Raw genomic sequence first — 24,755 nt, forward strand, 5'->3', positions numbered from 1 at the left:
CACCTCCGGAGGTGGTGTGCCCTGCGTTGCATGTGCCACGCCGGGTACCCGGATCAGCGTCATTGACGTCACCGGCCGGCACGGGACCCCGGGGCCCCGTGCGTCAGGCAGTGGCGGGCGTGCGGTCCACGGAGTTCTCCGCGGCCTGCTTGGTGGCTTGCTTGGTCGTACCGGCGGCGGAGTAGAAGACGGAGTTCTGCTGCTTGGAGCGAACCGCCTCTCCCTTGGCGACCAGGGATTCCAGGGTGTTGCGCACCACGGTCGCACCGACGTTGCGCTGCGGGTGGGCCTTTGTCAGGGCAGCGGTGACCTCGGCCGCGGAACGCGGTTCCTTCTGCTGGGACAGCTGGACGCTGACGAGGTCGCGCAGGGTGGGAGCACCGTTGCGCGATGCCTTCTTGGTACGGCCGGCAGCCGCAGCCTTCTCCGACGCCTTGGCCGCGGCGGGCGTCCGTCCCGACTTCCGGGAGGCACGCGGGCGGGGCACGGCAGCTGTCGCCGAGGCGGCCTTGGCGGTGCGACCGCCTGCCTCGGTCGCCGGGATGCCCGCGTGTGCCTCGGCCGTCGCGAGCGCCTGCTGCATGCTGGTCAGCAGTTCGTGGTCCCGCTCCAGTGCCGTCAACTGCTCCTTGAGGGCTGCCACTTCCGTGGCGATGCGCTCCTGCTCCTTGACGTTGGACTCCAGGTCCGCGGTCACTTGCGCGTGGTACTGAGACTTGAGTGTGTTGTCGGGGGAGTTGGCTGACATGTCAGCTCACCTTTCGTCGGTCGGATTCGATGCCGGGTAGGTTTTGGCCGATCAGGGTGGCTACGTAACTACCGGTGGCCGCGGATCAGTGGGCTCTGCTGTGGCGTGTGAAGCAGAATTCCGGACAGTCTACGGCCGCTGCAACAGGTCATGTTGAGGCAGAGCACATTCCGGGGTGGTCCGGTGGATGGTGACCCGCACCGGTACGCCGATTTCAGGCTATGGAGTGCTCAGTTCCGTTCCTGCGAACGCCGGCGCAGGATGACGGCGAGATCGATCACGGTCAGCACAGTGATGACACCGCAGGCGATGGCCAGCCCCGTCAGCACGGATGGGCTCGGCACGTCGCGCGGACCCGAGGAGGCCGACCACAGCGCGAGCAATGCCGTCCCGGCGGCGAATACGGGCAGTGCCACGGAGGACAGCAACAGGCGAAGGCCCAGCGCGCTGTACGCAGTCAGCGGTTCGGTGCCCGTCCGCCTCGATCGGCGACCGACGGACCCCGACCGGGAAGAAGGTACCGAGCGTCGGCTCCGGCCCGGTACGTAGTGGTGCGACATGAGGAACCTCCGTCCGGGGCGCCACTCACACACATCGTGCTCCCTCCAGTGTGACGCAAGCGTGCGCCGGGCCAACTCGTCACCGGACCCCGGACGGACATCCGGAGTCGTCTGATCAGCGGGTCCGCCCGGCAACCGGCTCTCCCTCGGTGTCCAGGTGCGGGAGGATCCTGTCCAGCCGGCGGGGGGACCACCAGGCGGCTCTGCCCAGCAGCGTCATCACCGCGGGCACGAGCAGCAGACGGACGATCGTCGCATCGATGAGCACGCTGACGGCCAGTCCCAGGCCCAGCATCTTCACGACGATGTTGTCGCTGAGGATGAAGGCGGCGAAGACACTGACCATGATGAGCGCCGCGCAGCTGATCACGCGCGCGGTGATCTCGAGTCCGTGTGCAACGCTGCCCCTGCTGTCGCGGGTGCGTACCCAGGCCTCGTGGACACGGGCGAGCAGGAACACCTCGTAGTCCATGCTCAGTCCGAACACGATGGCGAACATCATCATGGGCACGTAACTCTCGATCGGCACGGTCCCCGATACGCCCAACGACGGCCCGCCCCAGCCCCATTGGAAGACCGCCACGATGACGCCGTAGGACGCGGCGATCGACAGGAGGTTGAGTACGGCGGCCTTGAGCGCTACCAGGATCCCCCGGAACACGATCAGGATGATGACGAAGGCCACGGCCACGACGACCGCGATGATCAGGGGGAGCCGCGCCGAAATGATGTCGAGGAAGTCGTCCTGGGCGGCGGTCGTGCCGGTCACATAGGTCGTGGCCTTGGTGCCGGCGACACCCTGGGGGAGGACGTCGTTCTTCAGGTGGCGGAAGAGCGTGGTGGTGCCGGCGTCCTGCGGCGAGGTGCGCGAGATCGCAGTGCCGGTCAGCACCTGGCCGTCGCTGGTGGGCGTGAGGGAAGTGATGCTCGCGGCGCCCGGCACGCCGGAGAGGGACTTCTTGAGGCTGTCGGCCAGCGCGGAGCGATCGGAGGAGGGCACCTTGCTCTGGTCGACGACGAGAGTGAGAGGGCCGTTGGCGCCGGGCCCGAAAGCCGTGCTGATGAGGTCGTAGGCACGCCGGTCCGTGAAACTGGTGGGGTCGGCACCGTCTCCGATGTGTCCGAGTCGGATGGAGAAGAGCGGGATGGCGAGGATGCCCACGATCACGAGACCGCTGACCAGAAATGCCGAAGGCCGGCGTTCGACGCGCTGTGCGTAGCGGTGCCAGCCTCCGGCCGTCGTGCCTGCGGCCGGTTCGCCGGTCTGCCCGCTGAGACCCTCCGCCACCGGCTGCCGCACCCGGTATCGGTCGATACGCCGACCCGCGAGCCCGAGCAGGGCCGGCACCAGGGTGACGGCGCCGAGAACCGCGGTGATGACCGTCACCGCGGCGGCAACCCCCAGCTTCCCGATGAAGCCGACCCGGGAGACGTACAGCCCGGCCAGCGCGACCACCACGGTGCAACCCGAGACCAGGACCGCCCGGCCACTGGTGGCGACCGCACGGCCCGCTGCGGTCGTCGGGTCCGCCCCGTCGATGAGTTGCTGTCGATGACGGGTGATCAGGAACAGCGCGTAGTCGATGCCGACACCGAGCCCGATCATGGTGGCGAGTGTCGGTGAGACGCTCGCGAAGGTGAACGCCGCGGCGAGCAGGCTCAGACAGCTCAGACCCACGATCACGCTCATCAGGGCGGTGACCAGCGGGACGCCGGCGGCGATGACGCTGCCGAAACCGATGAGCAGGACGATCACCGCCACCGCGAACCCGATGGCCTCGCTCACCAGATCGGTCGCCTTCGGGCGGGCGAGTTCCCCGAGGGGACCCCCGTACTCGACCTCGACACCGGAGGCCCGCAGCGGCTCGACCGCCTGATCCACCCCGTGCAGGTAGGAGTGGCCGAACGACGAGGGGTTGGCGGTGAACCGTACGGTGATGTATCCCGTTTTTCCGTCCGAGGAGAGAGCACCTGTCGGGGGCGACGAAGAGTTGGCAGGTAGCGGATTCGCCGCGGACAGGACGTGCGGGAGTTTCTGGAGCGAGGCGACGGTCTGGTCGACCTGGTTCTGCACGCCGGTGAGCGGCTTCTGAGCATCGTGCAGCACGACCTGTGCGCCGATGCCGCCCGCACCGGGTGCGTGTTCGCTGAGCACCTCGGCACCGGTATTCGACTGCGTGCCGGGCAGGGTGAAGTCGTCCGAGTACATGCCGCCGAAGGTGTTCTGCAGGGCGTGGAGCGCGCCGAGACCGATCAGCCACAGCACGATGACCACGACGAAGTGGCGGGCACACCACTCGCCGAGTCGCTGGAGCGGCCCCGCTCCGGTCTTCGTGGCAGACCGCGCTGCTCCCCTGCTCGAACCGCTCGGAGTAGCCATGTGTCTTCCCGGATAAGTGAGTGGCCGTCAACTATGGCAAATGCCACTATTGCAGTCCTTTGTCCACGGAAACGTACCGGTCATTGATCCGGCCTGCGTGTCCGGACGCCCGCGGATTGAGAATCCGGTGGCAGCCATGCGTACTCCCGGTGGACAGGACGAGCCCTCTCCCCCTGGAGGACAGTGAGTTGAGCCACCGACATGTGAACAGAAGGACCGGTCTCATAGCCGGGGCGTCCGCGGTAGCAGTGGCCGCCGCGGCCTTCCTGCTGCCGAATGCCGACGCGAGCTCCGAACACGGCCCGGGTGTCAGGTCTTTCGCCCCGCAGGCGGCCGCTCAGCTGGGGGCAACGCTCGCGTCGGCCCTCGGCGACGGCACAGCGGGGTGGTATTACAACGCCGACGTCAAGCAACTGGTCGTCAATGTTCTCGACCCCCGTACGGCCGAGCGCGTCGACCGTACGGGCGCGGTCGCGAAGGTGGTGCGTAACAGCACCGCCGACCTCAAGGGCGCCGCCAGGACGCTGCGGATGACGGCCTCGGTGCCCGGCACGGCCTGGTCGGTCGACCCGAAGACCGACACCGTCTCGGTTCTCGCCGACAGCACCGTCACGGGGCCCGGGATGGCGACGCTCAACCGGGCCCTGAGCCGGCTGGACGGACTGGTGACCGCCAAGCGGACCACCGGCGAGTTCACCGCGTTCACCGGCGGACGGGCCCGGGGCCACCGGATGGCTCGCGGCGGCGCCGACGGCGGCAACAACGGTGCCGCCGACCCCACCGCGCCGACCGCCGCCGCCGCCGGAGTGCAGGGCGGAGACGCGATCTTCGGCGGGAACGTCCGTTGCTCCCTCGGCTTCAACGTCAGCATGGGCGGAGCGCCGGCCTTCCTCACCGCCGGTCACTGCGGCAACGAGGCCGACACCTGGTTCGCCGACCGGACCGGCACGCAGCAGCTCGGCACGGTCGCGGCCACCACATTCCCCGTCGCCGACTTCGCGCTCGTGACGTACGACGACGCCACGACCGCCGCACCGAGCTCCGTCGCACTCGGCGACGGACGGGCTCAGGACATCACCCATGCCGCCGACGCCGCGGTCGGCCTGGAGGTGCAGCGCAGCGGCAGCACCAGCGGCCTTCACGGCGGCACTGTGACCGGCCTCGACGCCACGGTCAACTACGGCAATGGCGACATCGTCAACGGCCTCGTCCAGACCGACGTCTGCGCCGAACCGGGCGACAGCGGCGGCCCGCTCTTCGCCGCCGACGCGGCCATCGGCCTCACCTCGGGGGGCAGCGGCGACTGCACGGCCGGCGGGGAAACCTTCTTCATGCCGGTCACCGCGGCCCTGGCCGCCACCGGAGCCACCATCGGCGCCGACAGCGCGGGCGAGCCCGGCGGCACGGCGGCCACGCCCTGACGGCGGAAGGTCACGGAGCCGGGGCCGGCGGAGAGACCTGTGCCATCGCTTCGGTCATGGTTCTGCTGATCACCGAGTAGACCGCGGCCCAGGAGGCTGCAGCCTCCGGCGTCCAGGAATCCCCGGCATAGTGCTCCAGGGTGGTGAGGAGACTGGCGCCCACGGCCGGATAGTGCTCCGGAAGCGCCCCGTAACCGGCGTGCCGACGGCCGAGATTCTGCAGCATGCCGAGCAGCGTCCCGGTGTTCTCAAGATTGGCCACGAGAGCGCCGAGGGCCGCCCACAAGCGGTCCCGCTGTTCACCGAGATGTTCGGCGAACAGCGGGCGCACGGCCGGGTTGTTGGCACCACCGATGGGTCGGGCCTGTGAAAGGCGCGGAAGCTACTCCTCACCGAGCGGTGGACGCCGCGTGAGACGCGACAACCGGGGTGAGACCGGGCCAAAGCTCTCGCCCTTACTCCTCGGTGGCCGTCGGCAGCTGGTCCTTGATGAAGTCCATCACGGTGTCGTCCGTCAGGGTCGTGACGTCCCCGAGTTCGCGCTTCTCCGCGACATCCCTGAGCAGGCGACGCATGATCTTCCCGGACCGGGTTTTCGGCAGTTCCGGGACGACCAGGATCTGCCGGGGCCGGGCGATCGGGCCGATCTCCGACGCGACATGGGTCCGCAGTTGTGCCACGGTGCCCTGGGCCTCGCCGGCGCCGTCCGGCCGGGTACGCAGGATGACGAACGCGACGATGCCCTGCCCGGTCGTCGCATCGGTGGCGCCGACCACCGCGGCTTCCGCCACGTCCGGGTGGGAGACCAGAGCGGATTCCACCTCGGTGGTGGAGATCCGGTGCCCGGAAACGTTCATCACGTCGTCCACCCGGCCGAGCAGCCAGATGTCACCGTCCTCGTCCTTCTTGGCACCGTCCCCGGCGAAGTACACCCCCGGGAACCGGGACCAGTAGGTGTCGCGGTAGCGCTGCTCGTCACCCCAGATGGTGCGCAGCATCGCCGGCCACGGCTGGGTGAGCACCAGGTAGCCGCCGGAACCGTTGGGAACCGGTTTTCCGGTGTCGTCGACCACCTCGGCGGTGATGCCGGGCAGGGTGCCCATCGCCGACCCCGGCTTGCAGACGCTCACGCCCGGCAGCGGGGAGAGCATCTGTGCGCCGGTCTCGGTCTGCCACCAGGTATCGACGACGGGGCAGCGGTCTCCGCCGATGTTGCGGCGGTACCACATCCATGCCTCGGGGTTGATGGGCTCGCCCACCGAACCGAGCAGGCGGAGACTCGACAGGTCGTGTTCGGCGGGGATCTGTTCGCCCCACTTCATGAACGTGCGGATCGCCGTGGGCGCGCAGTAGAGCACCGTCACCCCGTACCGCTCGACGATCTCACACCAGCGGCCCTGATGCGGGGTGTCCGGCGTCCCCTCGTACATCACCGAGGTGACCCCGTTGGCCAGCGGACCGTAGACGATGTAGGAGTGCCCGGTGACCCACCCGATGTCCGCGGCCGTCCAGAACACGTCCTGTTCGGCTTTGATGTCGAACACGGCCCAGTGGGACCAGGCGACCTGGGTGAGATAGCCGCCGCAGGTGTGCAGAATGCCCTTGGGCTTCGCGGTGGTCCCGGAGGTGTACATGATGTACAGCGGGTGCTCGGAGTCGAAGGCCTGCGCCTGGTGTTCGGGCGACTGGCGGTCCACCAGATCGTGCCACCACACATCCCGGCCCTCGGTGAACGCGACCTCCTGGCCCGTCCTGCGGACCACCAGCACGTTACGGACGTCCGGGCACTGCGCGACAGCCGCGTCGACCGCCGGTTTCAGCGCAGCCGGGGCGCCCTTGCGGTAACCGCCGTCGGCCGTGATCACGACCCGCGCGTCGCAGTCGAGGATCCGGTCACGCAGAGCGTCCGCCGAGAAGCCACCGAAGACCACCGTGTGCGGAGCTCCGATGCGGGCACAGGCCAGCATCGCGACGGCCGTCTCGGGAATCATCGGCATGTAGATGGCGACCCGGTCTCCGGCACGGACACCGAGCTCCTCCAGGGCATGGGCCGCACGGCACACGGCGTCCTTGAGGTCCGCGTAGGTGAGGGTGCGGCGGTCGCCCGGCTCGCCTTCCCAGTGGAAAGCGGGCCGCGCCCCGAGGCCGGCATCGACATGCCGGTCCACACAGTTGTAGGCGACATTGAGGCGGCCACCCGTGAACCAGCGGGCGAACGGCGGATTGCTCCAGTCCAGCACCTGCGTCCACGGCTCCGACCAGGTCAGACGGTGAGCCTGGGCCTCCCAGAAGGCCAACGGGTCCGCGTCTGCCTCCCGTACGGCTTCCGCGGACACGTTCGCCTCCGCGGCGAGGCCCTCGGGTGGCGGGAACCGCCGGTTCTCATGCATCAGGTTGGACAGCGTCTCGTCGCTCATCCGCGCTCCTCGATGGCGTTGTTCCCGGAGGGTCTTGCCTACAATGACGCTCCCGCTCCCGCCCCGCACCTCGGCGGAGTCCGGTGGAGCGGGAGCGCCCTGGTGGTGCCCGATGTGTACCGGCTCAGCCCAGCGGCCAGGTGGGGACCAGGTTCCGCTTCCAGGTGCTGTTGGCGACGGAAGCGAACGAGGCGTACCACGCGATCACCGCGGTGACGAGCCCGGCCCAGCCGCCGGCCTTGTCCAGGGCGGTGGACTGCGCGAACGCGCCGATAGTCAGGAGGAGGAAGGTGAGGGTCAGGACGACGAAGACGCCCAGCACGGCCCCGGTGGTGCGCAGCGCTGCCACGGTCATGTAGGCGGTGAAGACCGTCCACACCAGCAGAAACACGCCCGTCGCGTCGTTGGCGTGGGCTGGGGGCAGATGGGGGGCGATCTGGGTGATATACACGGCGAACGACAGCCAGAAGGCGCCGAACGAGGAGAACGCGGTGGCCGCGAAAGTGTTGCCCCGCCGGAACTCCCACATGCCTGCCAGCAACTGGGCCAGCCCGCCGTAGAAGAGAGCGAGGGGGACGACGACTCCCTCGACGGACGCGTCGATCAGCCCGGCGTTGAAGCAGCTGAGGACGCACGTCGTCATGGCGAATGCGCCGAGTCCCAGGCCCGCCGGATCGGCGATACCGGGATCCGCGGCCACGGGGAGTGCGGTTGCCCGCCCTCCTCCACGGGCCGGAGGCTGTGGATCGAGCTTTTCGTTGTCTGCCACGGGGGCTCCTCCAGGGGGCCGTGACTCGCTGACGCCCCGTCGTGAAGGGTGAACCACACGAGAGTTGCGCAGAAGTGACGGCGGTCCGACGAACTGGCTCCGACATACTTGCTCTGTGCAAAAACAGCAGGAAGTCTTCAGTCGATCACTGAGTAGGCTACGCCTGATGGATCGTTTGCAACATGGGACGGCGCCGCTTGCGTACCGGCTTTTCGGCTGTCGTCATCCTGCGGTGCGGCAATTGGCGTAACAACATCCAGATAGTCGCGGTCGATGTCGATGGTCGTCCCCCCGTAGGTCTCCGACACGTTGCCCGCGTACTGGTGCACGCGCTGGTGGTCGGGCCAGGCGTCGCTCGGCACCGCGTCGTCGGCGGTGTCGGCGACGCCGTTCCACAACCCGTCAAAGATGATGTCCGGCTCGGTCGTACTGCTTCCGCGGGCACCCACCAGATCGGTGATGGCCGAGGAGGAGGAGCTGTAGACCGCCGACGTGTACCCCTTCGTGTGCAGTTCCTTGGTCCAGGCGGACAGAAAGGTGAGAACAGTTGAGCGGTGACTCGAACTGTAGGCCTCCATGTCGTAGTACAGCGGGGCTCCCGCGCCGAAGCCCAGGCTCTGTGCGTGGCTGACGGCATCGTCGGCGGCCTCGGTGCCCTCTTCGGTCGCCGATGTGATGTCGTCGGCCTGCGGCCCCACGTACAGCGGAAGAAAATGCCAGCCCGCGGTGGCCTGGGTCCTGACCCAGGACGCGGTCAGATTGGGCTGACTGCAGGCGCGTTGCCCACCGCCGATGTAGATGCCCACCGCGCGGTAGGGGGAGTCGGTTCGCCAGTCCGACATCGCGCCGTTGCTGGGCGCGGTGCAGGCGTCGAACCCCCGGCCGGTGTAATTGGTGGCTGCCAGGGGCAGTGGGGCGGGTGGCTTCGGGGCCGGATGCTGATTTCGGGTCGGAGCCCGGGAGGGCAGGCCGGCGTCGCCGAGGATCCCGCGCACCAGGGACTTGTCGGTGCGGTAGGTGGCAGTCACCCGGATGTTCGTGTCGGTGGCCACGTACTGATGGTCGAGGCTCTGATCGTCGGTGCCGGTCTCTGCTGCGGGCGTGGTCGCTGGTTGCGCCAGCACCGCCTCGGTACGGCCGACGGCACCGGCCGGGCACGACTGGCCGCTGCCGGGGTTGCCCAGGTACAGGGCATGCCGGTCGAAGCGGACGCAGGCGGTGGGCCGGGCGGCGAGGTCGACCACGGACCAGGAGGCGGGGATCACGAACCGGTGGTTCGCATAGGTCACCGTCCGTGTGGCGGGGAGCGGGTCGTGGGGCGTGGCCGCGCCGGCTCCCCCCACGGCGGCCGCACCCAGCAAGCCGGCCAGGGCCAGTGCGATCGGCGTCCTGCGCGGGCGGGGTGAGTGCATGACGGCTCCTTCGGTGGAACGGAAAGGGGCATCGCAGGGGCGGAAACGGCGTCACCGTCCGCGGGCCATACGTTCCACATCCGTGAGGCCGGCGCACTGCTGCGTCCGGGTGTTATGACGGCGCGTCAGGATGCGTCGTCACAGGAGACATCGGCGGCGTTGACCAGGACCACCCGATGGTTGTACTGGATGGTGTAGAGCTTCCCGGTACCGGTGACCACTCTGCCGCCCTTGGTGAAGTAGTCGTCCGTGCGGACCGCCGGCTGTGTCGCCACGTACGCCTGGCCGGCCGGGAGCGAGTAGATGCTCAGCGGTTGCTCGGCCGACGGGGTGAGGCCCGCCGGGTACTCCGATGGCTGGGGGTAGCCGAGGCCGAAGACCGGTACGGCGGACGTGCCCGCCGCTCGGACCACCCGCACCCCGGTGGCGATCGTCGTGTTCGCACCGCCTGGATTGTGGAACCACACCTTCGTTCCGCTGAACCAGATCGCCGTCCAGTCCCCGCTGCGCCCCGCGACGACGTACTGCTGGCCGTCCTGGACGGTGCTGCCCCAGTCGTTGACCTCGGTCGTGCCCGCCGTGCCACCGGGATGGATGGCCGGGTCGGCGAAGAGCGGCGCGGTCGTGCTCGGACCGGTGCGCACGGGCAGGAAGTTCGCGGCCTGGGTCCGGGTCGTGCAGGCCCGCGTCGAGCCAGTGGGGTCATCCGCCGGGCAGACCCTGACGGCCTGTCGGTTGCCGGAGAAGCCCGGCGTGATCGTCACCACGGATCCCACCGGGCCGACCCCGGGACTGGCGGCCCGAGGCGTGGCGGAGAGCATGCCCATGAACGCGGACCAGTCCCAGGAGGGTCCCGGGTCCCAGTGCATACCCGCCACACTGTGGTCCAGCGGCCCCGGGACGTTGTCGTGGCCGATGATGTGCTCGCGGTCGAGCGGGACGTCGTACCGCCGGGCGAGGTATGCCACCAGGTCGGCAGTCGCCCGGTACTGGGTCTGCGTGTACCAGGTGGCGCCCTGTGCGGCGAACCCCTCGTGTTCGATGCCGATCGAGTGCATGTTGAACCAGTAGTTGCCCGCGTGGAAGGCGAGGTCCTTGCCGGGCACCATCTGCGTCACCGCACCGTCGGACGCCCGCATCACGTAGTGCGCGGCAGCACCGTCCGCCTTCTGGAAGGCGGAGACGGCGGAGTCGTACGACGACTCCGTGTCATGAATGACGATGTACTTCACGTTCATCCCGTCGGCGGGCCGGTCGGCGACCTGGCCGTTCGCCGGTGCAGCCGCGACGAAGCGGCAGTCCACGGTGGCCGGGCACTCGGTGTGCGTCGTCGGTGCTGCCCGAAGATGCAGCGCGGCGAGCAGCCCGGTGGCGGGATGCAGAGCGGGGTCGGCGGCGAGCTTCATCCGCTGGCCGTCTCCAGTCTGCCGCTGCATACCGGCCCGCAGCACGGCGTACACCCGGTCGGCGAACACTCCGGCCGCCTTGCGGTCGGGCGACTGGGCGTACCGGGCGACCGCTCCGTACCAGTCCGCCGGGTCGGCGGGGGTACTGCCGGTCAGCGACTTCTCGTACGAGGCGAGCAGCGCGGCGCCACCGCGGATGTTGTCGCGTTCACTCGTGCGCAGCCGCTCGGCCGAGCTGCCGGTGAGGCGGGCGGCGACCGGCAGTGTGTGCAGAGCCGGGTCCGCCAGGAGACCGTCGAGGTCCGCTCGCCCCCCGGCCCCGGAACCTCCGGATGCCACCATTCCCGCTGTCACATCGGTGAGGTTCATCGGCCCGTAGCCGCCGGCCGTGCTGTAGTGGCCGCGGTGAGCCTCCCAGGCGGACTCCTGGAAGGACACCCCGAGCAGCACCGATTCCGGGACATGGAACTCAGCGGCCGCCGCTGCGAATTGAGCCTGCCTGTCGGTGTGCGGGGCGATGCCGGACCCCTGCGCCCCGGCGGCGGCCGGGGTCAGGGCGAGGCAGCCTGCCGTCACTGCCGCACTCGTGACCGTTCCCACCAGCAGTCGCCGTGATGTATGCCTGCGCAAGAGGAGCGCTCCTTGTTCCGTGTGGATGCATCGTGGGGCCGGGCCGGGCGGGGTGGCCCCACGGAGCAGATACTGCACCAAACACGCCCGCATATCGTTGACCGTCAGCTGGTGCATCCGGCTGGTGTGCGCGTGAGTTGGCCGAAGAGTGTGTAGACCGGTTAGGTGACTGGGGCATCTAGTGGGGAGATCAGCGGAACCCCCCACGACCTGTTTGCGAGGCGTCATGGCAGAAACCGACACCGTCTCCTTCCCTCAGGACCGCTCCTGCCCCTACCACCCGCCCACGGGATACCGGCCCCCGCAGGAAGGGCAGCGTCCGTTGTCGCCTGCGACCCTGTTCGACGGACGCCGGGTCTGGCTGGTGACGGGACATGCCGAGGCCCGTGCGCTGCTCGTCGACCAGCGTCTGTCGGCCGACCGGGAGAACCCGGCGTTCCCGGTGCTCACCGAGCGCTTCGCGCGGACCGCCAGACGACGCATCGAGCTGCTGGGAGTGGACGACCCGGAACACCATGCCCAACGTCGGATGATGATCCCCAGCTTCACCGTCAAGCGGATCGCCGCACTCCGGCCGCGGATTCAGGAAACCGTGGACCGGCTGCTGGACACGATGATCGAGCAGGGCCCACCGGCCGAGCTGGTCGGCGCCTTCGCGTTGCCGGTCCCGTCCATGGTGATCTGCGCGCTGCTCGGCGTCCCGTACACCGATCACGACTTCTTCGAATCCCAGTCACGCAGACTGCTGCGCGGTCCCGGAGCCGCTGAGGTGCAGTCCGCCCGGGACGCGCTCGACGACTACTTCCGGGCGCTGATCGAGCGCAAGAGGACCGGCCGGGGCGAGGGACTGCTCGACGAGCTGATAGCCCAGCAGCTCGATGCCGGAGCCATCGACCGTGACGAACTGGTCCAACTGGCCGAGATCCTGCTCATCGCGGGGCACGAGACCACTGCGAACATGATTTCGCTGGGTACGTTCACCCTCCTGCAACACCCGGAGCAACTCGATCGGTTGCGCCGTGACACGGCCCTGATGCCCTCAGCGGTCGAGGAACTGCTGCGGTTCCTGTCCATAGCCGACGGCATGTCCCGGGTGGCGACCGAGGACATCGAGATGGGCGGAGTGACCATCCGGAGCGGTGAAGGCGTCGTACTCTCCACGTCGGTGATCAACCGGGACGCCTCGGCGTATCCGGCGCCCGACGAACTGGACCTCGGCCGAGGAGCGCGCCACCATGTGGCCTTCGGCTTCGGCATCCACCAGTGTCTCGGTCAGAATCTGGCCCGCGCCGAGATGGAGATCGCCCTGCGGTCCCTCTTCAGCCGGCTCCCCGGGCTGCGGCTGGCCGCTCCGGCCGAGCAGATCCCCTTCAAGCCGGGCGACACGATTCAGGGCATGATCGAACTGCCCGTGGCATGGTGACCGACTCCCCGCGGAAGGGTGCAGAGATGATGCGGATCAGCATTAATACGGATGTGTGCATCGGTGCCGGTCAGTGCGCGCTGGCCGCGCCGAAGGTCTTCACCCAGGACGACGAGGGCTTCAGCGAACTGCTCCCGGGTCAGGAGGACGGCGCCGGCGACCCGATGATCGGGGAGGCCGCCCGCGCCTGCCCCGTTCGGGCGATCACCGTGGAACAGGGGTAGCGGCGGGGAAGTGAGCCGTGCTGATGGTCATGGGGGAACCGGTGACGGCGATCAGCGCCAGGCGGGGCCGCTCGCGGCTCGGGAGAGGCCGGAAGCCGCCCGGTGGCTTCACGACGTACTCGGCCGACGCGTGCGGCCCGAGGGTGGCAGGTCCCGAAACGATGGTCCACCAAGGGGAAGCGCCCTGGCCGACGCGGCTGGCGAAGTGCGGAGAGAGAGCCGTATCGGTGGTGTTCTCGGCGCGCACGACGACGGAGCTGACCCCTTCGTGGATCCGGTGGGTGAACCGGGGGGAGAGCTCGAGGCGGAGTGGTGGCGGGCTGGTGACGGCAATGCCGGCACACAGGAAGGCAGGCGCGAGCAACCCGGCGGCGAGTGCGGCTTTCGCCGGTCGGCTGTGCAGACGCGGGATCCGTGGCTGCCAGGCGTTGGCCACCATGGCGCTCGGCACGGTAGCGGCCGCGGTAAGCCACAGCGGGGTCATCAAAAGGAAGTAGCCGTCCTGGGAACGCGTGGCGAGATAGAAGGGCAGCCATGGCAGGACGGTCAGCGCCGGGCCCAACCGCCGCGTGAAGAGGGCGAGGGCGGCGAGCAGGCCGAGCAGCAGCAGGAAGCTGGCATAGGAGTAGAAGTCCAGGCGGCTGCTGCCTGCCGTGAAGTAGTACGAGATGCCCATGAGGCCTTGGCCGTGCAGGATCGCGCCCTGTGTGATCGGCAGCATGGTGCCGGTCAGCCACTCGTGGAAGCCCTGAGCGGCAAAGGGGGCGTTGATCAGCATCCAGGTCAGGGCGGCGATACCGGTGTACCGGGCGATCACGACGAGGGCCGTCCTGCCTCCGAGGTCGCCCCGCCGGACGGCGTAGATGCCGATCAGCAGGAAAGGAAGCAAGAACCAGGCCAACTGCTGGGCGGCGCAGGCCGCACCGAGGCAGACGGCTCGCTGTACTCCGTATCTTCCGAGCCGTCCGCCGGCGCCGGTGGCGGGCCAGCGGAGCACGGTGGGGACGAGGAGGGCAAGGGCGACAACGGCCGGATACCCCGATCTGGCGTAGCCGGGCAGCAGGCCGAAGCCCAGGCACACCGCGGTGGCCGATGACCGCCAGGGTGGCGGGAGAAGCCGCCACAGTACGAGCGTGCCCACGATCAGTGCACCGGTGGTCACCAGCGTGGCTGCGGCGGTGGAGTGCGCGACGGCGTATACGGGGACAGCCAGCAGCGCGGTCAGCGGTGGGTAGCCGTAGGAGTAGTCCGCGCCGCCGGACATGGTCTTGGTGACGCCGACGGTCGGTGTGCCGAAGAGCCACGGCCAGTCCTGGCCGTACACGGGGTGGCCCCGAAGGATCTGGCTCGCGGCCTTCGCCGTGAGCACGCCCTCGTCGGTACCGGCGTGGTTCAGCCAGTAGCCGCAGATCACCAGAACGACCGCCACCGTCAGGACGCCGAGGTCCACCCGGCCCATGGCTCTGCGGCCGCGCACGCACAAAGCAAGGACCCCACAGACCAGGATCCCCGCGTAGCAGACCGAAATGGCCGCCGCGATCGGCGGGTTGCTCGCCATGCCGTGCGTCCATGCGGACCGGGTGCCGATGAACAGGCTGATGGTCGCGACCAGCGTCATCCCCCGATGCCATTGCGGCGGGGCGGTGTCGTCCGGCGGCCGTTCGGGGCGGGTCGGTCGAACGGCCGGGGTGGCGGGCTGCCGCGTTCCTGTGGCTGTCGCACGGATGAGTGGCGTGTCGGCCATGCTGGCTTCCTTCTTGGTGTGAGAACCCCGAAAGCAACTACTACATCGTGTAGAGCGATCGCGCCGTCGCGAGGTTCCATCCGCGGAAGGGGTGTGCCCGATGGGCATATCTGCATATAACACCGGTCGTGGCTTCGTTCCCGGCATCGACTCGCTACCGGGCCCGCCCTGCGGTCCGTGCGGCTGACCGGGACCGCGTTCGAAAAACCGGATGCCCTTCCCGCGCCATCCCGGTACGGTCCGTTGCGTGGAACCGCTCAGTGCCAAAGAGATCCGGTCGTCGTTCGTGAACTGCACGAAGGGCGAGGCGAGCCGACTGAGGCTTCCGCTGGACTTCGCCGAGTTGCCGTGGCCCGACTTGGACTTTCTCGGCTAGGTGGACCCGGGAGCTCCGCTGCGCGCCCACATCGTGGTCCCACGGGAATCCGGACCCCTGGGTATCACGCTGCGCGTCCCGGGCGTCACCAGCGCCAGCGCCGTACGGACCAGCCTCTGTCAGATCTGCCTGACCAGCCATGCGTCGTCCGGCGTGAATCTCCTCGCGGCTCCGCTCGCGGGCAAGCAGGGGAGGGACGGCAACTCGGTGGGCATCTACTTCTGCGCGGATCTCGCCTGCCCGCTCTACGTTCGCGGCAAGCGGCAGCCCAAGCTGCGCCTGAGCCGTTACGAGGAGAGCCTCACCGTGGACGAGAAGGTGGCACGTGCCATGGCCAATCTGAATGCCTTCATCGCCAGGGTTGTCCCGGTTCTGTAACAGTGCGTGAGCGTACAACCTCTCTGCGCTGATACCGGTCGTACTGGATGTGGTGTTGACCAACGCCGCATCTCGTACATCGCAGAAGATCGGGGACACCTGTGAAACTCAATCGCCGGATCGCCATGGCCGGAACCGCCGTGGCCACTCTCGTCGGTGCCACAGTGGCACTCGCGCCCTCCGCGGGCGCCAGTGAGACCGCAGCCGGGGCCGCAAGGACCGCAGTCGCCAGTCCGGTTTCGGCCGCCAGGAGCACGGCCGCTGCCACGGCAGCGGTCTACAACGGGGCCTGCGGCAGCGGTTACCGCGTGGTCAACTCGGCGCAGGTCGGCACGCCGAACTCGCTGGGCACGGTCTACCTGACATACAGCTCGACCACCGGCGACAACTGTGTGGTGACCGTCCGCAACGCACCTGGCAAGGCGGTGCCCATGGTCGCCGAACTCTCCATCACCTCCACGGGAAAGAGGGTCCGCGACAGTGGCAACTACACCACCTACGCCGGCCCGGTGTACCTCCATGCGGCCGGCTACTGCGTGAACTGGTACGGCGTCATCTCCGGTATCTCCGCCGGAAAGATCGGAACGAACTGCGGCGCCATCGCCCGCTGAGTACCACCTGTCGGCCCGGCGGGAGACCGCCGGCCCGACAGCCCCCGTGCCGGGCCTGTGCTGTCGCAGGACCGAAGCGCCGTAGGCCGACCGGGTCCGAAGTGGGGTCGTGCACGGCGCGGAGTCGCGGTACGGAGATGAAAATATGGAAAGTAGCGACCGTGATCGATGTCATGTTTGTGATCTTCGGAGTTGTCGGCGCGGCGCTACTCATTCAGGCCGTCTGGGACCTGGGGCGTACCCGGTACGAGGGCGAGGACGTGACCATGGTGGAGGCGAGAGCCGTGGCCATGGCGGCGGCCGGTTCGCTCTGCGCTCTGGTGGGCGTCACCGCCGCCCTGGTCATCGCTGCGGTGGGTTAGGCCGGCCGGGAGCCGGGCACGCCCGGTTCACATGTGCACCACCGGGGCGCTGCCCTCCGTGGATGCCGGTCCGCGCAACGGGCTCTCCCGTAGAGTCCCTGTGTGCTTCCCGGGATGATCTGCGCGCTCGCTTCTGCTGTCTGCTTCGGCACCGCCTCCGTGTTTCAGGCTGCCGCGACGCTTGCTTCCACCCCCGGATCGGGCTCGGGTCTCGACGCGGCGCTGCTGCTGCGCGCGCTCCGTCAGTGGCGCTACATCCTGGGACTCGGGCTCGACGGGCTCGGGTTCGTGCTCCAGATCATTGCCCTGCGGTCGATCCCGATCTACGCGGTAGGAGCCGCCCTCGCCGCCAGCCTCGCCGTCACCGCGGTCGTCGCCGCTCGGGTACTGGGTGTGCGCCTCACCGGTACCGAATGGGGAGCGGTCGGTGTCGTGTGCGCCGGACTCGGAATGCTGGGGCTCTCCTCCGGGGCGGAGGGCGACACCGCCGGATCGATGACTCTGCGCTGGTCGATGCTGGGCATCGCGTTGGCTGTTCTTCTCGTCGGCGCGGCGGCGGGCAGACTCCCCGGCAGAAGCCGTGCCCTGATCCTCGGCCTCGGTGCGGGGATCGGTTTCGGCGTGGTCGAAGTGGCGGTCCGGCTCATCGACTCGGCCGACCTCGCCAATCCGGCGTTGTACGCCCTGCTCATCGGTGGTGGTGCGGGGTTCCTGCTGCTCACATCCGCCTTGCAGCGCGGCTCGGTGACCACGGCCACAGCGGGCATGGTGATCGGCGAGACCATCGGCCCGGCGCTGGTCGGTGTGGTGTGGCTCGGCGACCGGACCCGGGACGGCCTGGGGTGGCTGGCCATCGCGGGGTTCGCGGTGGCAGTGGCGGGCGCCCTCGCTCTGGCCCGGTTCGGTGAGGCAACGGCCCCGCCGGACGAGGGACGGGATTCCCCGGCCCGGGCGATTGGCGCCACGCCGTGAGCCGTCAGCCGGGCGGGTCAGCTCGGGCAGTTGAGCAGCCCGGCGGCAGCCTTGGCAGCGAGAATCCGCCGCACGCTTGCGTCCACGCTCTTCCGGAAAGCCGCATCGCTCTTCACCTTGGCGAGGACGGCTGACGTCATCGCATGGACCGTGGACGGGTCGACGGTGAGCACCATGTCCCCGCCGGAGGAGAGGAAGCCGGTGGCCCGCTGTCCGGCCGGGACGGACTGCACGGCTACGGCTTTGCCCATGTCGTCGGAGATGACGACGCCGTGGAACCCGACCTTGTCACGCAGCAAGGTGCGCAGCACCTTGGGTGAGAAGACCGCCAGCTGGTGGGGGTCGATCTTGGTATAGCTGACCAGGGCGATCATCACGAACTGCGCGCCGGCCCGGATGCCCGAGCGATACGTCTGGATGAACTCGCCGTCGACCGTCGTCACGTCGTCGGTGACATCGGCCGAGAAGTCCGTGTTGCCGCGTACGTGGCCCAGACTGGGGAAGTGCTTCAGGGTGGTGAGCACGCCGGCCTTGCCCATGCCCCGTACGAATGCCGAGGACTGCCGGGCGACGGTGGCGGGGGTGTGGCCGTACTCCCGGGAGAGGACACCGATCGGCTGGTTGACCGATGTCTGGTCGGCGGGCACCACGTCGACGACCGGGGCGAGGTTCAGACCGACGCCCGCCCCCTTCAACTGGCGTCCCCATTGCGTGGCGTTCTGCTGCAACTGGGCGGTCGGCCGACTTCCCTGGGTGACCGCGCTGGGCATCGTGGAGAAGCCCGGGCCGGTGAGCACCTGGATCTGACCGCCTTCCTGGTCGGCCGATACGAGCATGCCGACCTGGGTTCCGGCCACCTTCGGGGCGGTGGACTGCACACGTTGGGTGACGGATTTGACGCTGTCCGCGCCCTTGGTCGTATGCCCCATCAGGATGACCGATCCGACGTGGTCGCGGCGCAGGACGTCCAGCTCCGTAGCGGTCGGCCCCGAGCTGCTGACCGCGGACATGAAGAGCTGACCGACGCGCTGAGCGGTCGTCATGCCCGCCAGCACCCGGCTGACGCAGCTGCCGCCGGCCGCCGCACCGGGGGACGGAGATTCAGCGGCCGACGAGGAGGCTCCAGTGGGGGACGACGAGCGTTCGGCGGTGGCGGTCGACCGGGTCGATCCACTGCTGCTGCCACCGGCACTGCCGCCACCGCCGCATGCGGTGGCGGTGATCGCTGTCCCCAGCAGCAGAACGACCAGACGTGACTTCAATCCTGCGGCGCGGGACACCGGCGTTCCTCCTCGTGCTCGGCGAATGTCTGACGGCTCTTCACCACGGACCATGGATCTCGACAGTGCCATCCTCCCGACAGAATGCTGATCCCGCAGAACCGGCCACTGGTGCCCCGGACCTCGACCGGCGGCCGGCCCGCCGCTTCGGGGCCCGCGGACGCCCGGCGAACGAGGCGGCGGACGGGACGTGCTGTTCGCGACGGGGGAGACGACGGACGCGCCCCCACTGCGCCGGCCGGGTGAACGCCGCCGGGATCAGCCAGGGACGACAGCGCCCCGGGTCAGCCGGTGGCAGCGGCCGGCCGGGCGTTCCCCGAGCGCTCGTAGAAGCGGCCGATCGGCTCGGAACTCAGCCCGTGCAGCACGATGCTGAGCATGACGGTCATCGTCATGACCCGGGCGATGAAGTCACCCTCCCGAGCGGGCAGGTCGATGACCGCGAGCGACCCGAACACGATGGATGTCACGCCTCGTGGTCCCAGCCAGCCCAGAAAGAGCTTGTCCGTGAGGTTCATCCCCGTCCCGATGAGCGCCAACAGGATCGGGACCATACGGACCAGCGTGACGGCGAGAAGAGCGTAGAGGATCACCGACCACTGGAATCCGTCCCAGAACTCGTCGTTGACGATCTGTCCGAAGAGGAACCACAGCGCGATGGTCATCAGGGTGACCAGGTCATCGGTCATCGTGACCGCGTTTTCCGGGAGCCGCCGTGCCGCCGGGGCGAAGCACACCCCTGCGACGAAGGAGGCGATGAACCCGTTACCGCCCAGCGCGCCCGACAGGGTGTATGCGGCCACCGGAACGGTGAGCACCCCCAGTCTCATCGCCGATGACCGGATCCAGCCGTGCGACCACGACTGGCGCAGCAGCCACCCTGCCGCATAGCCGACGACCAGGCCGGTGGCGATGGCCCAGGTGGCCGCGCCGAGCGCCTCGAGCAGAGCGTCCTTGTAGTGCGTGCCCGTGCCGTGCGCTTCGACACTGGCGGCGATGCAGAGCAGGAAGACCGGCGAGATGACACCGTCGTTGAGGCCCCCTTCGACGTTGAGAACTTCACGCAGGCGCCCCGGAATCCTGCGGTCACGGACAATGCCCGCGGTGGGCGCCAGATCGAGGGGGACGACGACCGTGGCCAGCACCGCGAGGATCCAGCCCGGCTGGTCCGGAAAGAAGGCGACAGCGGTCAGGAACGCCGCGCACAGGGTGAGCGGCAGGGCGCCGCCGAGCAGGCGCGCGACGATGCTCTTCTCCTTGCCCAGGATTCCTCCCGGGACTTCGATGGCATCGACGAAGAGCAACAGAGCCAGGATGACTTCCACCATGTGCTCGAAAGCGTTCGTGTCCAGGTCGAAGTGGAGCGGCGGGTCGTCGCCATGGGTCAGGGCGATGCCCGCTGCCATCATGGCGATCGGTGCGGTGATGCTCCAGCGAGACAGTCGATGGGAAAGAAGCGTCCAGACGAACAGAATCCCGGCGATGACCGCGACGGCAAGCATGGCACCCTGCTTTCCGGGCTGGGCATTCCTCGAGCTCGAGCAGAGTTTAGATTTGCGGCGGGGTGAGTTTCGGGAGGAACGCGCTTCGCGGCGACGGCGATCTCTGCTCATCGGCGGCATCGGTCAGTCCGAGACGCAGGTGCTCTACGTGGTAGAGGGCCTGGTCGAGCAGTTCGGCGACGTGGTGGTCGTACAGCGCGTACACGATCGAACGGCCTCGACGCTCGCCGGTGACCAGCCCGAGGTTGCGCAGCAGACGGAGCTGGTGGGAGCAGGCGGACGGTTCCATGCTGACGGCCTCGGCGAGGTCGCCCACCGCACACGGGCCTTCCTGCAGCCGGGCCAGGATGCGCAGGCGGGACGGTGTGGCGAGGGCCTGGAGCGTTGCCGCGACGTCGGAGGTCCCCACGGCGTCCAGACGTTCGCGTGGGGTGGCGGTGCTCCTGTCCTCGGCTCGGTGACCCATAGGCCTCATCCTACCTACGACATATGAAGACCTGTTCAGGTGTTCCTGTATGGTGGTGGTGTCGCTTTCCTGCCCGTGAAGGGTCGCTTTGTCATGCGTTCTGCTCTCAGCCGGCCTCCCGGGCCGACGGCCCCCACCGCGTCCGGGGTACCGAGGCGGCGGACGCGGGTGTTCGCGCTGGCGGAGGCCCGTTGGGCGGGAACCGCGCTGCTGCTGTTCCTGATCGCGCTGCCGCTCCAGCTGACCGGGGGCCCGTCCTGGTCCTGGGGGCCGCTGTACGTCTTCGTCTACCTCACCGGCGGCTGGGAGCCGTCCTGGTCAGGGGCGCAGGCCCTGCGGGCGAAGATCCTTGACGTGGACGTGCTGATGATCGTGGCCGCGCTCGGGGCAGCCGCGATCGGGGAGGTGACGGACGGCGCGCTGCTGATCGTGATCTTCGCGACGTCCGGCGCTCTGGAAGCGCTGGCCACCGCCCGTACCCAGGACGCCGTGCGCGGGTTGCTCGACCTGGCCCCCACCACAGCCACCCGTCTGACTGCGGACGGCCGCGAGGAATCGGTCCGCACCGACGATCTCTCGGTCGGCGACACCGTGCTCATCCGGCCCGGCGAACGCGTCGGGGCGGACGCCCGGGTCCTGGACGGGGCGAGCGAGGTCGACCAGGCGACCATCACCGGCGAGCCGCTGCCCGCGGTGAAAGGGGCCGGGGACGAGGTCTTCGCCGGGACGCTGAACGGCACCGGGGCGCTGCGGGTCGTCGTCGAGCGGGATGCCTCCGACTCGGTGATCGCGCGGATCGTGGCCATGGTGGAGGAGGCTTCCGGGACCAAGGCCCCGAGCCAACTCTTCATCGAGAAGGTCGAGCAGCGATATTCGCTCGGCATGGTCGCTGCCACCCTGGCCGTGTTCCTGGTCCCGCTGGGGTTCGGCGCCGACGTGACCAGCAGTCTGCTGCGGGCGATGACGTTCATGATCGTCGCCTCCCCGTGTGCGGTCGTGCTGGCCACGATGCCGCCCCTGCTCTCCGCGATCGCCAACGCCGGACGCCATGGCGTCCTGGTGAAGTCGGCCGTGGTCATGGAACGCATCGGCCAGGTAGATGCGGTGGCACTGGACAAGACCGGCACGCTCACCGAAGGAACACCCCGCGTCACGGACCTCCGTCCCCTGGGCGACAGCGGCCTTGATGAAAACGGCTTGCTGGCCCTGGCGGCGGCCGCCGAGCACTTCAGCGAACACCCGCTCGCCCGCGCCGTCCTCGACGCCGCCCGGGACCGTCGCCTGGAGCTGCCCGTCGCCGACGAGTTCGTATCTGCGCCGGGCATCGGGATCAGCGCCACCGTGCACGGCCGCAGCATCGCGGTCGGCGCGCCCGCCCGGCTGCTGCAGGGCACATCGGGTCCGGCAGCCGACCGGGCCCGCGAGATGGCACAAACGCTGGAAGAAGACGGCCGTACGGCCCTCCTCGTGCACCGCGACGGTGCCCCGGTCGGCGTGCTGGGCATCGCCGACCGACTGCGTCCGGACGCCGCCGCGACGGTCGCGTCCCTCGCCGCGCTCACCGTCGGCCCGCCGCTCCTGGTGACCGGGGACAACGCCCGCGCGGCCGCCCGCCTCGCAGCCGAGGCCGGTATCACCGACGTCCGTGCCGGCTTGCTGCCCGAGGACAAGGTCACCGCGGTCCGTACCTTGCAGAACGCGGGACACAAGGTGCTGGTGGTCGGGGACGGCGTCAACGACGCCCCCGCGCTCGCCGCCGCGCACACCGGCATCGCCATGGGCCGCGCCGGGTCCGACCTTGCCCTGGAAACCGCCGACGTCGTCATCGTCCGCGATGAACTCGCCACCGTACCCACCGTGATCGCACTGTCGCGCGCGGCGCGGCGGCTGGTCGTGCAGAACCTGTTCATCGCCGGGGTGTTCATCTCCGGCCTGGTCGTCTGGGACCTGCTGGGACACCTGCCGCTCCCGCTCGGCGTCCTCGGCCACGAGGGCTCCACCGTCATCGTCGGCCTCAACGGTCTGCGCCTGCTGCGCGACGCCGCCTGGCGCCGCGCAGCCGCCCCGGCCCACCGGACTCCCGCAGCCGTCGCCCATCGCGGCCAGGATGAGCAGAACGCCGCCGCGCGCCGCTCAGTCGCCCGGGGAGCAGCTGTTCCCGACCGGCAGCGGAGCGTCCGACAAGTCCGGCAGCTCCGCCGCGAGGTGGTCGCGAATGCCGTCGGGGTCCGTCAGCCGGTTGAGCCGGGCCGGGACGTCGAAGCCGACCAGCAGCACGACCAGGATCGTGCCGGCGAAGGTCAGTACGGCGAGCGCGCGGCCCAGCGGCATGCCCGAGGCCAGATGGGCACCGAGCACCGGGGCCACCGCACCGCCCAGCGCACCGACGTTGTAGGTGAAGCCGAGTGCTGCGGCCCGGCTCTCGGTCGGGAAGTGGCCGCCGATGTAGCGCGGCAGCAGGCCCGAGATGCCGAAACTGAGCGCCTGGAGCACGAACAGCAGGCCGCCGAGCAGCAGCAGGTTGTTCTTGACGGCGAACACCGGGAACACGAAGACCAGTGACGCCAGCAGCGTCAACGCGTACGCCTTCTTGGTGCCGATCCGGTCGCCGACGAATCCGGCGAGCCAGCAGCCCACCATCGTCCCGAAGCCCGCGAAGAACAGGGCGTCGCTGACCTGGCCGGGGGAGTAGCCGAGCTCCGACTTCAGATACGTCGGCAGCAGGGCCTGGATGGGCCAGGTGTAGAGGAAGGCGAAGAAGACGGTCACGATCATCGAGACGTACAACAGCCAGCCGCGCCGTCCGCCGAGTTGGACGGCGAGCGCGATCAGGCTCACGCCGGCCAGTACGGACAGCACGGGTACCAGGCCCGCACCGGTCGGGGTGAAGACGGCGAACAGGGTGACGGTCGCGACGACCACCAGCACGGTGTTGGCCGTGGCCCGGCCCGTGGTGGCGAAGAGGGGGCGGAACGGATTCGGTTTGGCGGCGCGCGCCTTGACCCGCTCGCTCCATTCGGGAGCCTCCGGCAGTGCACGCCGCAGCCACAGGGCGACCACGATCGGCACCAGACCGATGTAGAACATCCAGCGCCAGCCCAGCGTCGGAACGATCCACTTGTACGCCTGGGCGGCCAGCACCGAACCAACGGAGAAGCCGGAGATCAGAAAGCCGCTGGCCCGGTTGCGCAGTCGGGTCGGCCAGCTCTCCATGGCATAGGTCGCGCTGGCGCTGTACTCGCCCGCCATGCCCATGCCGATCGCGAGCCGCGCGACGAACAGGCTGGTGTAGTCCCAGGCCAGCCCGCAGGCAAAGGTGCCGAGCGAGTAGAGCAGGATGCTCACGATCATCGACAGTTTGCGCCCGTACCCGTCGCCCAGGGCTCCGAGTACCGCTCCGCCGAGCCAGCGGGTGATGAACGCGGCGGACACCAGGCTGGCGGCCTGCACCGTACTCAGGTGGAACTCGTCACTGATCTCGGTGAGGACCAGAGTGATCACGACGAAGTCGAAGCCGTCGAGGACATAACCGATCCAGGCGGCGAAGAACGACTTCCACCGGGGGCGGGAGATCTCGTGGTACCAGCGGAGCTGAGCTTGAGCTTTGTTGTGCACAGTGTCTCCAGAATGCCGGACGGACTCGACGATGAGGCGATGTCTGCAGGCGGGGATGC

The 24,755-nt window shown here is 69.1% G+C and carries 19 protein-coding genes and 2 pseudogenes; 8 read left to right on the forward strand and 13 right to left on the reverse strand.

Translation table 11 applies throughout. The annotated features are described in order from the left end of the window. Positions 1 to 103: 103 nt before the first annotated feature. From AB0436_RS07250 to AB0436_RS07260, 3 genes are all read right to left on the reverse strand, one after another. Positions 104 to 748: a hypothetical protein gene (locus AB0436_RS07250; RefSeq protein ID WP_366466710.1), complete on the reverse strand. Its 645-nt coding sequence runs from the start codon at positions 746 to 748 to the stop codon at positions 104 to 106. Positions 749 to 978: 230 nt separating this feature from the next. Next, positions 979 to 1,308, reverse strand: a complete 330-nt coding sequence (locus tag AB0436_RS07255; protein WP_366466711.1) for a DUF6343 family protein — start codon at positions 1,306 to 1,308, stop codon at positions 979 to 981. Positions 1,309 to 1,423: 115 nt separating this feature from the next. Beyond that, positions 1,424 to 3,688, reverse strand: coding sequence for an MMPL family transporter (locus tag AB0436_RS07260; protein ID WP_366466712.1), 2,265 nt, complete (start codon positions 3,686 to 3,688; stop codon positions 1,424 to 1,426). 203 nt (positions 3,689 to 3,891) lie between these two features. Between AB0436_RS07260 and AB0436_RS07265 the strand changes: the two genes are divergently transcribed. Then, positions 3,892 to 5,109, forward strand: coding sequence for a S1 family peptidase (locus tag AB0436_RS07265; RefSeq protein ID WP_366466713.1), 1,218 nt, complete (start codon positions 3,892 to 3,894; stop codon positions 5,107 to 5,109). Positions 5,110 to 5,119: 10 nt separating this feature from the next. On the opposite strand, the gene AB0436_RS07270 is transcribed toward AB0436_RS07265, so the two are convergent. The 5 genes from AB0436_RS07270 to AB0436_RS07290 form a co-directional block, all read right to left on the reverse strand. Further along, on the reverse strand, positions 5,120 to 5,440 hold the full coding sequence (locus AB0436_RS07270) for a globin domain-containing protein (RefSeq protein WP_366466714.1): 321 nt from the start codon (positions 5,438 to 5,440) through the stop codon (positions 5,120 to 5,122). A gap of 124 nt (positions 5,441 to 5,564) precedes the next feature. After that, a complete protein-coding gene (gene acs, locus AB0436_RS07275) occupies positions 5,565 to 7,526 on the reverse strand; it encodes an acetate--CoA ligase (protein WP_366466715.1) in 1,962 nt (653 codons plus the stop codon). Positions 7,527 to 7,650: 124 nt separating this feature from the next. Next, positions 7,651 to 8,295, reverse strand: a complete 645-nt coding sequence (locus tag AB0436_RS07280; RefSeq protein ID WP_366466716.1) for an acetate uptake transporter — start codon at positions 8,293 to 8,295, stop codon at positions 7,651 to 7,653. 137 nt (positions 8,296 to 8,432) lie between these two features. Then, positions 8,433 to 9,707 (reverse strand): DUF1906 domain-containing protein, encoded by a 1,275-nt coding sequence (locus AB0436_RS07285; protein ID WP_366466717.1) that lies wholly within the window; start codon positions 9,705 to 9,707, stop codon positions 8,433 to 8,435. Between the two features lie 125 nt (positions 9,708 to 9,832). Beyond that, on the reverse strand, positions 9,833 to 11,743 hold the full coding sequence (locus AB0436_RS07290) for an N-acetylmuramoyl-L-alanine amidase (RefSeq protein WP_366466718.1): 1,911 nt from the start codon (positions 11,741 to 11,743) through the stop codon (positions 9,833 to 9,835). A 226-nt stretch (positions 11,744 to 11,969) separates the two neighbouring features. Between AB0436_RS07290 and AB0436_RS07295 the strand changes: the two genes are divergently transcribed. Together AB0436_RS07295 and AB0436_RS07300 are read left to right on the forward strand one after the other, a co-directional pair. Next, positions 11,970 to 13,166 carry a cytochrome P450 gene (locus tag AB0436_RS07295; RefSeq protein ID WP_366466719.1) on the forward strand — a complete coding sequence of 399 codons (1,197 nt, stop codon included), beginning with the start codon at positions 11,970 to 11,972 and terminating at the stop codon, positions 13,164 to 13,166. 29 nt (positions 13,167 to 13,195) lie between these two features. Further along, entirely contained in the window at positions 13,196 to 13,390 is a 195-nt protein-coding gene (locus AB0436_RS07300; protein ID WP_366466902.1) for a ferredoxin, read from the forward strand. Here the strand turns inward: AB0436_RS07300 and AB0436_RS07305 are convergent. Beyond that, a complete protein-coding gene (locus tag AB0436_RS07305; protein WP_366466720.1) occupies positions 13,371 to 15,134 on the reverse strand; it encodes a hypothetical protein in 1,764 nt (587 codons plus the stop codon). The two genes, AB0436_RS07300 and AB0436_RS07305, sit on opposite strands and share 20 nt — an antisense overlap. Positions 15,135 to 15,381: 247 nt before the next feature. Here AB0436_RS07305 and AB0436_RS07310 point away from each other — a divergent pair. The 4 genes and pseudogenes from AB0436_RS07310 to AB0436_RS07325 all read left to right on the forward strand — a co-directional run bounded on the left by AB0436_RS07310 (position 15,382) and on the right by AB0436_RS07325 (position 17,833). Next, positions 15,382 to 15,888, forward strand: a pseudogene (locus AB0436_RS07310) (FBP domain-containing protein). Positions 15,889 to 16,013: 125 nt separating this feature from the next. Then, positions 16,014 to 16,499: a spore-associated protein A gene (locus AB0436_RS07315; RefSeq protein ID WP_366466903.1), complete on the forward strand. Its 486-nt coding sequence runs from the start codon at positions 16,014 to 16,016 to the stop codon at positions 16,497 to 16,499. A gap of 161 nt (positions 16,500 to 16,660) precedes the next feature. Continuing rightward, positions 16,661 to 16,861 carry a hypothetical protein gene (locus AB0436_RS07320; protein WP_366466721.1) on the forward strand — a complete coding sequence of 67 codons (201 nt, stop codon included), beginning with the start codon at positions 16,661 to 16,663 and terminating at the stop codon, positions 16,859 to 16,861. 114 nt (positions 16,862 to 16,975) lie between these two features. Next, positions 16,976 to 17,833: a hypothetical protein gene (locus AB0436_RS07325; RefSeq protein WP_366466904.1), complete on the forward strand. Its 858-nt coding sequence runs from the start codon at positions 16,976 to 16,978 to the stop codon at positions 17,831 to 17,833. A 17-nt stretch (positions 17,834 to 17,850) separates the two neighbouring features. Here AB0436_RS07325 and AB0436_RS07330 read toward each other — a convergent pair whose 3' ends face one another. The 3 genes from AB0436_RS07330 to AB0436_RS07340 all read right to left on the reverse strand — a co-directional run bounded on the left by AB0436_RS07330 (position 17,851) and on the right by AB0436_RS07340 (position 21,081). Then, positions 17,851 to 19,113 (reverse strand): glycoside hydrolase family 3 N-terminal domain-containing protein, encoded by a 1,263-nt coding sequence (locus tag AB0436_RS07330; protein WP_366466722.1) that lies wholly within the window; start codon positions 19,111 to 19,113, stop codon positions 17,851 to 17,853. Between the two features lie 284 nt (positions 19,114 to 19,397). Then, a complete protein-coding gene (locus tag AB0436_RS07335) occupies positions 19,398 to 20,615 on the reverse strand; it encodes a cation:proton antiporter (RefSeq protein ID WP_366466723.1) in 1,218 nt (405 codons plus the stop codon). A gap of 46 nt (positions 20,616 to 20,661) precedes the next feature. Next, positions 20,662 to 21,081 (reverse strand): metalloregulator ArsR/SmtB family transcription factor, encoded by a 420-nt coding sequence (locus AB0436_RS07340; RefSeq protein WP_366466724.1) that lies wholly within the window; start codon positions 21,079 to 21,081, stop codon positions 20,662 to 20,664. Between the two features lie 93 nt (positions 21,082 to 21,174). On the opposite strand from AB0436_RS07340, the pseudogene AB0436_RS07345 reads away from it, so the two are divergent. Continuing rightward, positions 21,175 to 23,139 (forward strand): annotated as a pseudogene (locus AB0436_RS07345) (heavy metal translocating P-type ATPase); the annotation flags it as partial. A gap of 75 nt (positions 23,140 to 23,214) precedes the next feature. On the opposite strand, the gene AB0436_RS07350 reads toward AB0436_RS07345, so the two are convergent. After that, positions 23,215 to 24,696, reverse strand: a complete 1,482-nt coding sequence (locus AB0436_RS07350; protein ID WP_366466725.1) for a sialate:H+ symport family MFS transporter — start codon at positions 24,694 to 24,696, stop codon at positions 23,215 to 23,217. Positions 24,697 to 24,755: the final 59 nt, after the last annotated feature.

Source organism: Streptomyces sp. NPDC051322 (assembly GCF_040689485.1).
GTDB lineage: Bacteria > Actinomycetota > Actinomycetes > Streptomycetales > Streptomycetaceae > Streptomyces.

Bases quoted from the DNA above. Each gene is read 5' to 3' on its own strand.
- AB0436_RS07250 (WP_366466710.1), bottom strand. From the start codon at position 748: ATGTCAGCCAACTCCCCCGACAACACACTCAAGTCTCAGTACCACGCG.
- AB0436_RS07255 (WP_366466711.1), bottom strand. From the start codon at position 1,308: ATGTCGCACCACTACGTACCGGGCCGGAGCCGACGCTCGGTACCTTCT.
- AB0436_RS07260 (WP_366466712.1), bottom strand. From the start codon at position 3,688: ATGGCTACTCCGAGCGGTTCGAGCAGGGGAGCAGCGCGGTCTGCCACG.
- acs (WP_366466715.1), bottom strand. From the start codon at position 7,526: ATGAGCGACGAGACGCTGTCCAACCTGATGCATGAGAACCGGCGGTTC.
- AB0436_RS07285 (WP_366466717.1), bottom strand. From the start codon at position 9,707: ATGCACTCACCCCGCCCGCGCAGGACGCCGATCGCACTGGCCCTGGCC.
- AB0436_RS07295 (WP_366466719.1), top strand. From the start codon at position 11,970: ATGGCAGAAACCGACACCGTCTCCTTCCCTCAGGACCGCTCCTGCCCC.
- AB0436_RS07300 (WP_366466902.1), top strand. From the start codon at position 13,196: ATGCGGATCAGCATTAATACGGATGTGTGCATCGGTGCCGGTCAGTGC.
- AB0436_RS07305 (WP_366466720.1), bottom strand. From the start codon at position 15,134: ATGGCCGACACGCCACTCATCCGTGCGACAGCCACAGGAACGCGGCAG.
- AB0436_RS07315 (WP_366466903.1), top strand. From the start codon at position 16,014: ATGGCCGGAACCGCCGTGGCCACTCTCGTCGGTGCCACAGTGGCACTC.
- AB0436_RS07325 (WP_366466904.1), top strand. From the start codon at position 16,976: ATGATCTGCGCGCTCGCTTCTGCTGTCTGCTTCGGCACCGCCTCCGTG.
- AB0436_RS07335 (WP_366466723.1), bottom strand. From the start codon at position 20,615: ATGCTTGCCGTCGCGGTCATCGCCGGGATTCTGTTCGTCTGGACGCTT.
- AB0436_RS07340 (WP_366466724.1), bottom strand. From the start codon at position 21,081: ATGGGTCACCGAGCCGAGGACAGGAGCACCGCCACCCCACGCGAACGT.